8 protein-coding genes are annotated in these 13,320 nt (G+C 65.3%); 4 read left to right on the forward strand and 4 right to left on the reverse strand.

The window, feature by feature from the left end; genetic code table 11:
- Positions 1-6: 6 nt before the first annotated feature.
- Positions 7-783 (reverse strand): DUF2182 domain-containing protein, encoded by a 777-nt coding sequence (locus tag GGC64_RS29190; RefSeq protein ID WP_192726086.1) that lies wholly within the window; start codon positions 781-783, stop codon positions 7-9.
- 13 nt (positions 784-796) lie between these two features.
- Positions 797-2,215, reverse strand: coding sequence for a tyrosinase family protein (locus GGC64_RS29195; protein ID WP_192726087.1), 1,419 nt, complete (start codon positions 2,213-2,215; stop codon positions 797-799).
- A gap of 262 nt (positions 2,216-2,477) precedes the next feature.
- Here GGC64_RS29195 and GGC64_RS29200 point away from each other — a divergent pair, with 262 nt between their 5' ends.
- Entirely contained in the window at positions 2,478-5,192 is a 2,715-nt protein-coding gene (locus GGC64_RS29200) for a hypothetical protein (RefSeq protein WP_192726088.1), read from the forward strand.
- A 483-nt stretch (positions 5,193-5,675) separates the two neighbouring features.
- Here the strand turns inward: GGC64_RS29200 and eccCa are convergent, their stop codons facing one another.
- Both eccCa and GGC64_RS29210 read right to left on the reverse strand, forming a co-directional pair.
- Complete coding sequence (gene eccCa, locus GGC64_RS29205) at positions 5,676-9,851, reverse strand: type VII secretion protein EccCa (RefSeq protein ID WP_192726089.1); 4,176 nt, start codon at positions 9,849-9,851, stop codon at positions 5,676-5,678.
- A gap of 122 nt (positions 9,852-9,973) precedes the next feature.
- Positions 9,974-10,480, reverse strand: coding sequence for a hypothetical protein (locus GGC64_RS29210; protein WP_192726090.1), 507 nt, complete (start codon positions 10,478-10,480; stop codon positions 9,974-9,976).
- Between the two features lie 302 nt (positions 10,481-10,782).
- Between GGC64_RS29210 and GGC64_RS35390 the strand changes: the two genes are divergently transcribed.
- From GGC64_RS35390 to GGC64_RS29225, 3 genes are all read left to right on the forward strand, one after another.
- Positions 10,783-11,070 carry a helix-turn-helix transcriptional regulator gene (locus GGC64_RS35390; protein WP_192726091.1) on the forward strand — a complete coding sequence of 96 codons (288 nt, stop codon included), beginning with the start codon at positions 10,783-10,785 and terminating at the stop codon, positions 11,068-11,070.
- Between the two features lie 36 nt (positions 11,071-11,106).
- The gene (locus GGC64_RS29220) at positions 11,107-11,319 is read left to right on the forward strand and encodes a hypothetical protein (protein ID WP_192726092.1); all 213 of its coding nucleotides are present in this window, start codon (positions 11,107-11,109) and stop codon (positions 11,317-11,319) included.
- Positions 11,320-11,407: 88 nt separating this feature from the next.
- Positions 11,408-13,318 carry an ATP-dependent endonuclease gene (locus GGC64_RS29225; protein ID WP_192726093.1) on the forward strand — a complete coding sequence of 637 codons (1,911 nt, stop codon included), beginning with the start codon at positions 11,408-11,410 and terminating at the stop codon, positions 13,316-13,318.
- Positions 13,319-13,320 lie beyond the last annotated feature (2 nt).

A 13,320-nucleotide genomic window follows, 5' to 3' on the forward strand; every position in this document is an offset into this window, starting at 1 on the left:
TTGTGGCTAAGTGAAAGTGGTCAGGATCGCCGTCGCCGTGAGCGCGGCGGCCACTGGGCGCACGATGCGGTCGGGCCGCGACATGAACTTCTCCGCGACGATGGCCGCGGTCATCGGCAACATCAGCCACAAGGTGATCAGGTGACCGGCGACGAGCATCGCGCACATCAGCGCCCAGCAGGCGCCGATACACCATCGCGCGTGGGTCAGTCCGCGCGCCAGGCAGGCGACGTCGGCACGCCAGCCTTGCGGCGGCACGGGCCGCACGCGGTGGCATGCGCGCAGCGACCGCACCTTCCAGCCCGTCAGCTCCCACACTGCCGCCAGGACCAGTGCGATCGGCAGCAGCCACCGCGGCCAGTGGCCGACCTGCGACGCCACACCAATGGTCAAGGCCCCCAGCAAGATCCATGGTGCGAGGTATCCCGCAACGAACAGGGCCTGAGCGCGCTGGCGCCGGTGCCAGCGCGAGCCCAGTGCGATCGACCGTGCTGCGGGCAGGATCGTGGGCAGCATCATCGCGACCACCATCAGGGTCCAATGCGGCACCGATGGTGGTGCGATGGGTGTTTCCGGCCCGGATGGGAGCAGCACGCCATGGCCGTGGCCGGGCAAGTGTGAGGCGTGCTGGGCGAGATCGCCTGCACAGAGCGCGAACAGCGCCATCCACACCGCGACGGCGACCACGGCCAGCGGCCACTCGGGATATCGCCAGCGGGCATTGCGCGAGGCCACGATCAAGTCGCGGCCAGCGGCGCGCAACGGGCTTTCTGTGGTCGTCATGGCGGCCGGGCTGCTATTGAAAGTGCACGCTGACCTGGCCGACGTCCACACTTCCCGGCCGCTGCTGGCCGCCCGGCGCCCGTTGATCAGCCTCCACCTCCACTGCCGGCGGGCGGACATATAGCGGTACGAACCGGACGCTGACGTGATCGCTCCACTGCCCCTTCGCTTTCAGGGCGCGGTAGAGGTCGGTGATGTCAAAGACCAGTTGCATGCCCTCCGGATGGTCGTGTCGCGGGTCGGGAAGCGCTTCGATGCCGAACGTGGAGGCCGTGCCGACGTAGTGGTCGTCGGGTGTCTCGGGGTCGTCGTCGGGGACGTTGAGATACACCGCGTAGGGCACGTGCGGAGTGTCTTTGCTGGTGAGGTCGCCGAGGCGCAGATAGACCCGGGTCGGCTCGGCTTCGGCCTCCAAAGGGCCTGACGGCGCGCCGATTCCGAAGCCGACGTCGACGGTGTCCCCGCTCAACTTCACCGATTTGTCGGTGGCGCCGACGAGTTGGGCGGGATGGTCGGGTTCGGGTTCCATGGCTTCCTCCCCCAGCGGCGCGGAGATGTCGTCATATTTGTAGTTCAGCTGTGTCGCGGGGTCGAGCACTTGGGACGCGGTCATCACGACGTCGTGGCCTGTCGCGTCGTGGAAGTGGAACTGCTGGCCGCCCAGCCAGTCTGGGTCGGTGGTGTTGGCCCGGCCCTGCCCCGATCCAAGCCACACCTGCCAGAGGCGGTCGATGTTCGCGTGGTGGAGCCAGAAGATCGGATCTGCGGGGGCGGTGTTGAGCTGGCTCATGTTCACCCCGACCGAGTTGTGCACCGAGCCGTGCGGGACCGCTTCCAGCGGGCCGGCACCGCGGGGCTGGTAATGCATGAATGCCGTCTTCGAGCCGCCGAAGCCGGGTGCGAAGTTGCTGGTTTGGAAGTGGCGGGGTCGAAGTGCCGTGTCAATGAGAACCGCTCTGGGGTCGAGGGTTTCGCCGTTGTTGAGGAATCGGGTGGCGTCGAACAACGGGTTGCGCTGACCGTCCAGCTTCGGTTCGGCAAATGCGGGCGGCAGCGCCAGCGTTTGCTCGTCCTTGGAGTAGTTCCAATACGGCAGCGCCCAGCTCGCCTTCGTATCGGCGTCGATGGTCGCGTCCTGCGTGATCACCGCGCGCAGGATCGCCTCGTAGTGGAACAGGTACATCCGGTGCCACGGCAGAAAGAACCACGTGCCGTGCTGGCATTTGTTGAGGAAGTTGTCGTGTGCGGGAGCGCTGTCCTCCCAGTGGATGGCCCTCTGATAGCCCCACCTGGTCGGGTCGTTCTTGTGCGCCTGGTCTTTGTCGCGGGCTTGGAGCACACCGACGGCGCGTGCATAGGCGCGGATGACAGGATGCCAGACGTCCTGTTGCGACAGCGTCCAAATGTCCTGGCGAATGCGTGGCTTGGCCATGGGTTAGTCACCGTTCTGCATTGAGATACGGACGGCGAGGATCGTGGCTTGCGCGCAATTCAGTCGACGATGCCGAACGTTACTTCTGTTAAGCAACTTTCGAGGCCCCCTCGCCCGCAAGTGGATGCGGTCCCCTCCTACAGAGGATGACAGTGAAGGCGCGTGGGCACATGCGTATCCGACTACTTGTTTTTGGCCGCCGGCGTCATCGGCCAGTCAAAGGCGACTCGTCGGCCGGCCGTCGTCAGTACCGTCGCGTCTCATGAACGCCACCGCGGATCTCGCCGAGGGCGACCGACCGGCCGAGATGATCGAGTTGAAGGTGCACGGGGTGTCGGGAACCCCGGCGACCACACTGCTGGCCTACCCACCCGAACTCATCGAATGTGTCTACGGTGACCAGGACGCTGGTTTCCATCGGCGCAGAGAGCTTTTGGCCGAACCCCAAGTCGATGTCTCGGCGCAGCCTGGATTCGCCCCGTCCGGCCGACAGACTGAGGCGTTCTGCTGGGGCGGGTTGACATCTGGACCGGCGACCAGAGCACTTTGGCTGCTGTTCTTGCCCTTCATCTTCGTCAATCTGGCGCACTGGATGCTGCCGGCGACCGACCGCAAACGGTGCGCTCGATGGTCGGTACGGTTGTTGCGTCTGCTGGGCCTGACCTTGACGATGGCGCTGTCGCTGAGCCTGGTGTCGGTGGCCGTTGACATCGTGGGCTGGCAATGCGCGGGCCTACCGCAATGCGCGCAACGGTTGGGGCCGTTGACTTTTCTGTCATCCTGGCCAGCGGCGATTCGCCTGGCGGCGACGGCGGCTCCCGTGCTGGCAATGGCCGGGGTGCTGATGCTGATGCAGAAGCAGACTCCGCGCATCGGTGCGCCGCCACCGGACGCCTCCGACGTCTCACCCTCGAAGTCACCGCTGACCCAACCGCGCTTCTGGAACGGTGACCGATCGGTGACGCGGCTGCGTGACTGTCACCTGACCGTGTGGTTCTCGTTGGCCGCGGCACTGGTGCTGGCACCCGCGAGGACCATCGACGACGGTTCACCGAGGTGGCCGACTGCCGTGCTTCTCGCAGTGAACCTCGTATTTCTGATCACCAGCGTGGGGTTGACATTCTGCGACCAGGTGACCGCGCGAGGTGGCGACGGCCTACCCGGTGATCAAACCGACCGACCGTCGCAGGTGACACGATGGATGTGGGTGTCGTCGTTGATTGTGAGCCTCACCTCGCTGGGATGGGTAGCGGCAGGCGCGCTCTGGGCTGACCGCGCGCCCCAGGGCACGGCAATCCTCGGTGCCGGGTCGCTGCCCTACCTGGGTCCGGTCACCGAGTGGGTCATCGGGATCCAGGCGGTCCTGCTCGTGGCACTGCTGGCCACGACGTTGTTGTCCAAGCGGACCCCGGCGGCGCCTGAGCGCGGCTTTCGGCCCACGCTGCGAGGCCTGACCGCTCCGTGCGTCGCCCTGCTCGCATGGCTTATCAGCGGCGAAATGTCGGTAGCTCTTGGCTTTTGGGTTGCCCGGATACTCGGTGAGCCCGTGCAGTCAGCGCAAGCCACCGACGAGTTCACCCACCAGGCCGCGCAGCGGCTGCATGCCGCCGCCGACGCAGTGCTCGCACTCGCGAGAACCGATGAGGGCAGCGGGTCAGCCCAAGCATCGTCGAAGGTACTCGGCGATTTCGTTGCCGCCGCCAATGGGCCAGCACCGTTGCAACTGTTCGACACCTACTTCATCGGTTCCGCGGTCAACCTGGTGGTCATCGTCGTGGTGCTGTGTACCGCGTTATGCGTGGGCGTCATGACATGGCTGCGCGGACGCAAGCCCGACGCGGTGTCGAAGGTCTGGGACGACTACGGTGGACCCTCGGCGCAGACGCAGGCCGACCACAACGCACACTCCACGTCGACCACGTCGACGGGGAAACGACGAAAAGCAATGGCGCTGATGGAGATATCTCGCGCCAAGGCGGTCGCTTCGACGCGAGCGTGGGCGGCGCTGACCGACCGCGGACCCCGCATCTTATTGTGGCTGATCATCGCCGCACTTGCCGCGACGGTGGTGTTCGTCATTTCCAGCGTGATCGCCACGTTGGTGAACCACGAACGACACGATCTGGCGTCATGGTTTGGCGGACACGATGATTCCGCATGGACAGCAGTCCTGGCGTTCGGGCAGGCGTTGACAGCGCTAGTCGCCTCCCTCGCAATCGGGTTGGCCTACCGTGCGTTCCGCGACCGTGAGACCCGACGCCACGTCGCCGTGCTGTGGGATGTGGTGACGTTCTGGCCGCGGGCTTCTCACCCCCTGGGACCCCCCTGCTACGGCGAACGTGCCGTTCCGGACCTGTGGCTGCGGACATCGCTGCTGAGCACAAAGTCTAAAGTAGTTATTGCAGCGCACAGTCAAGGGACTGTCATTGCCGCCGCCGCACTCCTGATGAACAGCGATGCGCCAGACCCAGAGGCCCTCGGCGCAGATAAACGGCCACTGTTTTCCCGGCCCGTCGCCCTGCTCACATTCGGCTGCGTGCTGCGCCGGCTGTATGCGCGCAACTTTCCGGCATACTTCGGTTATCAGTCGCTGAATCTGCTGCGCGGCAAGGCTTCAGGGGATGGCGCGCTGGCGACGCGATGGATCGATTTGTGGTCGCTGACCGATCCTCTCGGCGGCTGGGTCTTCGACGAGGATCTGTCCCCACCGGCCGGGATTCCCGTAGGACCGACCCTTGACCGCCGTCTTGCTGACGCCCAAGGACTGGGCCCTGAACCTGACACGGGACGATATCCGCCGATATGTGGCCATTCGGGATTCTGGACCCGGCCGGAATACGACGGCGCCCTGAGCGCACTGCAATCGCGGATCGAAGCGCAGCCGCGCTCACCGGTCGAACTCGAAACGACGCCGGGTGGACCCGACGAGGCCGGGCCACCGCTTGTTCCGTTGCGCTTTGCGGGCCCGTGCGAATAGCTTGGCGGTGGCGCATGCAACCTCGGGCATGGGAGGACTGATTCGCCACTCGCGGCGCGCCGACATCGCGGGACCAATTCCCTCGCTCGGCCAACCGCTGACAGGCTCAAGTCGACATAGCCAGATCCAAAACTTGAGCTACTCCGTGAAGTCTGTAGGCGGCGGTTGGCGCAAAGCATCGTAACGCTGCGCCGCAAGCCGTTCGGGAAGCCAGACACGGGCTTGGGCTCGGCGAATATCACCATTCCGCTGTGTGGGAGCCTTCTCGATCCGCCAGAGCAAGGACTCCCAGAGCAAGGGAACTGATTCGGCGGGGTGTCACGCACGCCACGTCATGCCCATACCTAGATTCGAGCGCCCAACTACGCGTTTTAATGGGTTGTTAGACAAGCACTTTCAGCTTGTTAACTATGTTGCATCTCGACAACGTTCGCGTTCGTTCTTCGCCGTAACACTTGTGAAAGCTCATCGTCCTCATCACCATCAGCGTCGCCGCGCAATGACCGGCGGATCCGACCACCCGACCAGCACACCGTCGGTGCCGCGCCGGGTCCACAGCAAGCCCTTGCCGGGCCGCTGCGGCGCGGCGAACACCCCGGGCACGATCGCGCCGTAGGAGCGATGGCCGTCCATGATCACCACCGGCGCCTGCATGTTCATCATCCGGCCCAGCACGCCGCCCTGCGACTGGTAGCTGAACGTGCGGATGTCGGCGGTGGCCACGATGTGCAGCCCCAGGTCGTCGCCCTCGTCGACGTAGGCGATCAGTTTGGCCAGCGGGCTGTTGGCATGCGACCAGGAGGTGATGCCGTCGATGACGACGAAGAACTCGCGGCCCTCCCAGAACCGCTTGGTCGCCAGGTCGTGCTGGCTGGTTCCCGGCGGCGGGCGGCGCTTCTCCAGGATCGCGCACAGTTCGTCGACCACCGCGGTGATGGCGGTCGGTGTCTGCGCGTAGGCGCCCAGCCAGGTGTCCTCGGGCACCACCCCGACCGAGGTCCGGCGCGGGTCGATCAGGATGATCGTCGCGTCCTGGCTGCGGTAGGACGCCATGATGCCCTTCATCATCGCGCGCAGCCACGCCGTCAGACCCGAACCGGCCAGCCCGGTGGCCACCACGTGCGGGTGATCGTGGAAGTCGATTGTCGCTGTGCCCAAAGTGGATTCGGCCAAACCGAACGGCACCATCCCGGGCTGCAGATCCAGCGCGCCCGCGAACACGTCGGCCAGCGGCACCGACTCGGGCAGCCGCACCACCGTGGTCGCCTTGTCCACCCCGGAGACCCGGCGCACGATTTCGCTCAGCGCATCGCCCTCGACCGGGCCCGCGACCGGCCGGCCCTCGAGCTGCGGTGGCGTCGCCAGCACCGGGGCGCCGACCATCAGGTGATGGCCGTCGCGGGTCAACCCGCGACCGGGTAGATCGGGCACCTCACGCACCGGGTTGCGTTCGGGGTCGCGCGGGTCACGCTTGACCTCGGTGTCGTGTTCGTTGACCAGCTTGAGCTCCAGGCGCTGACCGGTCTCGGCGCGCACCGCCGACTGCAGCCCCGACAGCGAGCTGGTGTGGGTGATGATCACCCGCACGCCGTAGTTGCGGGCCCGCTGCAACGCCAGCACCCGATCGACCAGCGCGGTGTGGCCCTCGGTGAAGTTCTTCCAGCCGTCGACGACGAGCACCACCTCACCGCCGGACACCCCGATGTCCACCGGGTTGGGTCCGAACTTGGCCGCACGCACCTTGCCCATATCCAGGTTGCGGGTGGTGAACGCCTTATCCCGTTCCAGCACAATGTTTTCCAGCGTCGACACCATCCGCGACACCCCCTCGGCGTCGGAGACCGCGACCACCGACGCGACGTGTGGCAGGTCGGCGACCCGCGCCAGCTGCGGGCCGCTGGCGGCGATGCAATAGAACTGCACCCGCTCCGGGCGATACAGCAGCGCCCCAGTGGTCACCATCGTCATCACCGCGGTGGTGGCGCCGCGGCCCGGCGCGGCGACCACCAGCGCGTTGTCGTTGAGCATGTCGAGGCTGTACACCTCTTGGCGGGCGCCGCGCGGATAGTCGGCCAGCGCCACCGGCAGCACCAATCCCGGGTTGTTGCCGTAGTCCTCATACCAGGGCCGGCCGCGCCAGCGAGCCACCAATTCGTCTGCCGGGGTCGGGTCACCGAGCACCGGAAGCCACAGCGAGCGCGGCGGGCGCTCCTTGGCGGCCTGCAGCGAGTCGGTGATCGCGGTGGCCAGTTTGAACGGCGCCTCGACCGGCCGCACCGGCAGCGGGATCACCTCCGGTGCCGGCGGCGCGGTCAACCGGTTGTCGACGTCGCGCGCCTCGGCGGCGGTGAACACCCGCGGCGCGAACTCCGCCCCCGAGCGCTGCGGAGCCGCCAGCACGCCGGCGTCATCGGTCTTGGGCACGAAGTCCGCCGAGGTGTAGAAGTAGCGGAACTTGCGCGGCTCGCGCAGCGCCACCCGCAGATAGGCGGTGCCCTCCTCGCCTTCCGACGCGATGTGGGCCGCGGCGTTGGAGCCGATCGCCGCGCGCGACTCCTCCTCGGTGCCGGTGCGCGCCGCGATGCTAAAACCCAAGAGCTTGTTGATATCCCGCAGATTCTGGGTGTCCTTGGTCTGCCCGACCAGCTGCAGGAACACGTGCAGAGAGCGGCCCACCCGCGCGATGCGCAGATACAGCTTGCGGAACTTGGGACCCCAGATCGGGTCGGCGAACACCTCGTTGTACTCGTCGGTGATCACCCACAGCGCCGGGATCGGCGGCAACGACGGATCCACCAGGCGGCGCTGGTTGTAGGTGGTGATGTCGGGGCAGTCCTCCAGGTCGGCGATGATCTTGCCGCGCCGGTCGATCTCGCCGTCCAGGGCGTCATAGAGCCGGCCCACCAGGTGGCGTTCCTCGGCCAGGTTGCTCACCGCGGCCACCACATGCGGGAAGCGCCCGATCATGCCGGCGGCAGACTTCAGCTTGAAGTCGGTGAACACGATGTTGAGCACCTCAGGCGAATGGGTCAGGCACGCCCCGGCGACCGCGGTGATCAGGCCCTCGGACTTGCCGGCGCCGGTGGTCCCGATGAACAGCGAGTGCATGCCCATGCCGCCCTGGGAGCCCTCGCGCAGATTGAACTCCGCGACCTCCCCGGTGTCGCTGTACACCCCGACGGGAAAGCGCATCCACGCCGGGCCCTGCGCGCGGGTGGCCGCCCACAGCCGGTCGGTGTCCAGCCGGCGCGGGTCACGAATCCCCAACACGTCCAACAACGTTCGTTCCTCGGCCGAGGAGGCGGAGATCGTCACGCTGGCCGACCCCGGGGCCCGGTAGCGGGCCAGGCTGCGGGCGAAGCGTTCGGCGTCATCGACGCTCATCGCGTCGGCGGTGGCGTAGAACGCGTCGTCGAGCTCGTCGCTGGCCGCGGCCCCTTCATACAGGCTCTGTGCCACCCGCTGCCGGGGATCGGTGCTGACTTGTTTGCGCAGCACACCGTCGCGCAGCCGGTAGGTGGTGTCGGGGGTGAAGCCGACCCAGAACCGGGCGCCGCCGGGCGCTGCGACCGACGGGCGCGGGGGCACATCGGTGGCCAGCCGGACGAAACACGTACTGGCGTAACCGGATGCGCCGGTCAGCCCGGCCCAGTCCTCGGGGCTGCCGCAGTGGTCGTCGATGATCACGCGCAGCGGCATCGCCGAGGCGAGGCCCGCGGTGACGCCGCTAGAAGGCGGCGACCAGGCGGGCCGGGCGTCGTCGACCTGCTCGTCGAAGAACGCCTCCAGCTCGGCGGGTGAGCTGAAGACCATCCGGCGTTCGCCGCAGCCGTCGCGGCGGCTGTCGTGCTGAACGTGGGGCAGCCACTTGACCCAGTCCCACTGCTCGACATCCGAACTGACGACGATGAGCTGCAGGTCGGCGGGGCTGTGGAAGGCGGCCAGTTGGCACATCACCGCCCGGGCCAGGCTGCGGGCCTCGTCGAGGTCACCGACGAAGGACAGGCCCGGAAACCGTTGCAGCCAAATCACCTTCGGCATGTCGTCGACGTATTCCTGGGCGTTGAGAAACTTACGCAATGCGTGCCCGGTGGCGGGTTCGAGGTCGGCGGCCGGCGCGATCTCCGGCTTCTCCAAGGTCATGGCCAGCTTGACCTTGCCGACACCGACACGCACGACTGCGAACATCGGCTCGCCGGGCTCGCGGTCCCACATCCGTTCTGAGCCGGCGACACCGAACAGATCGGTTGGGTCCCAATGGAAGTGGCGGCGGTGCGCCCACTGCCGTTGGCGCTGGACGTCGACCTCGTCGCGGATCTCGTCGAGGCGGGAGAACCACTTGCGCCGGCGGCCCAGCAGCTCGCCGAACGACATCTTGCGCCCGGCGCCGCGGTTGCGCACGAGCAGGCCGATGGCGCTGATGCCGGCCATGCCGCCGAACAGACCGAAACCGCCGGCGAGCTGACGCTGCCCGGAGGCGTACATCACGACGATCAGACCGACGATGCCGACGAGCAGGCCGATCGGCAACACGATGCCCCAGATGCTGCGCGGGATCGGGATGGGCGCGACGATCGGCGCCTCGAGCTTGATCTTGCCGCCGCCGGTTTCCGGATCGGGAACACGCTCACCAGGGCGCACGAAGCTCTGCGTGGTCACGCAGACCACCCTAATGGGGCGCGAACCACCCGCTGTGCGGCAATTTCGGCGGTACGCCTAAGCAAACACACCGCCGATGGCAGCGGCCAATCTACTAGCGGCAATGGCGATTTGGGTGAAATCTAGACAGGTGCGCGGCCAGTTCCCGAGCCGCCGCCGGCCGCCCCGCCCGGGTCCAGCGGCACGTAGGGCGTGTGGAAGTGACCGAACTCGTCTTCTTCCATGTCTCCGGTGATCCGGAACGGCTCACGTGGATCGTCCCAGCCGTCGCTGACCTCCATGATTCGCCCGCTGGCTCCCCCGGAGCCGAGTCCGTCGAGGCCGCCGGCACCGGGAACGGCGCGGTAGCGGTCGGCGTTCTGCTCGTCGGTGGCCTCGGTCTGGGCGACACCGCTGGACGTGGTGGCTTGCAGGGCAGGGCCTTTCGAAGCGACCTGGGCGGTCATGTGGGCGACCTGGGTGCCCATGGCGGCGGCGACGCTGGCGGCTGCGGCGTCCATCGGAGAGCCGGGCTTGGGGATGGGCGCCGCACCGGGATTGGGCGTGGCGACCTGTTCGGCGGTCGCGGCCACTGACGCCGCGCCCTGCAGCATCCGGGACGGGTTCACCTTGATCGGCTCAGCAGCCATCACGCACTCCTCCACATGCGCTTAGCTTAAGGGCCGCGATCCGATGACGTGGCCACGTTTTCGAGCGCCCACCCGACGACCTCGGCGATTGCAACATCTAATGCTCGCGCCTGCGGCGTCGTCCGAAAGGACGATCAGGCGACGATTTCGATCTGATGCTCACCACCTGCCAACTGGTTCAATCCCAGTATCGCGCAGCAGTATTGCCGCAGTTCTTAGGCGGTTTTTACAGCCCGAAGCGGCCCGCGTGACCTAGATATGACCTGACTCAATTTGCGACCAGCAACGAGAGGACACGTCATATGACCAGCAGGGGCCCCGTACCGACCTCCGAGTTGCGTTGGATACCTGAAGCGATTGCCAATCTGATGCTTCGACGCAACATCACCAGCCGCGACCAGCTCGCCGGGGTAATCGGCGTAAGCCGGTCGAGAGTCTACGACATGTTTGAGGGCGGCTGGTCGGGAAGAGCGTCAACCAGCGTGCTGGCCCAAATCGCCGGCGCGTTCGGTGTTCCGCTCGGCTCCCTGGCGACCAAGCCGGCGCTGCAGCACCGTCCAGCGAGGGCCCAGCGGTCAGTAGCTACGTAGAAGGAGGTTGTCGGCGCCCGGCGGGACAATCTGACAATGGGCCGGTTAACAGATGACCTCGTCTTCGTGCCGCACGACGGGTACGTACGGAACTCGTTTCACGCGCAGATGTCACATCTGCATTTGCGCGAGGCCCTCCGGGCGCAGCAGGAGGCCGCGTTAGTCGAATGGCTGAAAGATCATCCCGTCGGCGAACTGATGGCGTACACGCTCAAACGCAACGGCTTCGGTCACCTGCTGAACGAATAAGCGGTACGAGGGCAAATCGCGACTTCGTAGTCAACGCGCCGACCGGCTGCCGCCAAGATGTCGGAGGAATCAACCATCATGGTTGCCTATGAAGCTCCTGTCAGCGCAAGTTCAGATGTTCCGAAACGTCGTGGACAGCGGCGAGATCGAGTTCGAAGAAGACGTCACCTGCCTAGTCGGCAAGAACGAAAGCGGTAAGACGTCGGTTCTTCAGGCGCTTCACCGTTTTAACCCCGCTCCTGACAGCGCCACCTTCGACGCATTGAACGACTACCCGCGCTGGCGATACACGCAAGACCGGCGACGGGATCAAGTCGACTCAACACTGCCCATTCGATGCACCTTTGAGCTTGAGCAGGACGACGTAGAAGCGATCGAGGAGGAATTAGGGCCAAGCGTTCTGATGTCGACGTCCTATTCGTGTTCGGTGGCATATGCGGGGAATCGCGTGGTGAGTCTCAACGTCGACGAGGCCAAGGCCCTCACCAATTACTTCGATCACGCGAACACGCCGTACAACATCAGGCAGCTCTTGACGAACGGTGCCACCGCAGCCACCGTGCGCAGTCAAACTGCATTCCGTAAAGATCTCGACGAAGCCGAGCAGGCCCAGGCGGACGCGCTGCGCAATGAGGTCGAAGAGCGATTCGGGAAGAAAACGGCCTGGCAGATTGCGCAGGGAATCATTCGAAGCCGCACTCCCAGGTTTTTCTACTTCAGCCAGTACGAATTGCTGCCGGGCCGCATCGACCTTCGCGAATTGAACACCGATCACGACTCGCCGGGTGAAACGTCAATGCAAACGGCCCGCGCCCTGCTGCGCCTCGCTGGCGCCGATCAGGAGACGCTCACGGCAGACGAGTTCGACCGCCGCAAGGCGGAACTTGAGGCAGTCAGTAACGACCTATCGCGCGAAGTCTTCAAATACTGGACTCAGTCGTCGGACCTGTCTGTCGATATCGACGTCGACAAGACCACCGAAAACGTCGGGTCAGGTCAGACGGCGGTCGTTCGGTTTCTCGAAGTTCGCGTGCGCGACGCGCGCCACGGGTTCACGGGAAACTTCTCGCAGCGTTCGAGCGGCTTTCAATGGTTCTTCTCGTTCCTCGCCGCCTTCTCGGAATTCGAAGACAAGGGGCACGGAGTAATCGTGCTGCTGGACGAGCCTGCCCTAAATCTGCACGGTAGAGCCCAAGCCGACTTCCTGCGATTCATCAATGAGCGCCTGGCACGCGGCTCGCAGGTCATTTACACGACGCACTCGCCGTTCATGGTTGAGCCGTCGGAGCTTCAGCGGGTGCGCATCGTGGAGGATAAGGGGCCGGACATAGGCTCCGTTGTCAGCAAGGACGTCTATTCCGTAGGTAGCGAGTCGATATTTCCGCTGCAAGCAGCGTTGGGTTACGACATCGCCCAAAACTTATTCATCGGCCCGGACAACTTGCTGCTGGAGGGTACGAGCGATTTCACGTATCTTCAGCTGCTGAGCGATCATCTAAAAACCCTTGGCCGCGAAGGTCTGTCGGAGCGGTGGCGCATCATGCAGAGCGCCGGCGCGACGAACATGCCAACCTTCGTTTCGCTGTTGGGCGACAAGCTCGATGTCACGCTCTTGATCGATGGAACGTCGACCAACTTCGCCAAGATCCAATCGCTGATTCAGCAGAAAGCTCTGTCGAAAAAGCGACTAATCGTCATAGACACGTTCACCAAAATCAAGGCGAGCGATGTCGAAGACATGTTCACGAAGGCCGAATACCTTAAGATCTACAACAGGGCCTTCGGAACGAATCTGTCCGCTGGACAGCTCGTTGGCAACGACCGAATCATCGCCCAGATCGGTCGAGCAGAAGGGAAAGACTTCACGGCCCACGGCAAGCCAGCAGACGAGTTGCTCAGGGCCACTGATCGAAAGACTGTCCTCGGTGCACTCTCGAAAGGAACGCTCGACAAGTTCGAAGCACTCTTCAGGGCCGTTAACGCCACGCTGAGCGACTAGGC

Source organism: Mycobacterium sp. OAS707, from assembly GCF_014873705.1.
Lineage (GTDB): Bacteria > Actinomycetota > Actinomycetes > Mycobacteriales > Mycobacteriaceae > Mycobacterium.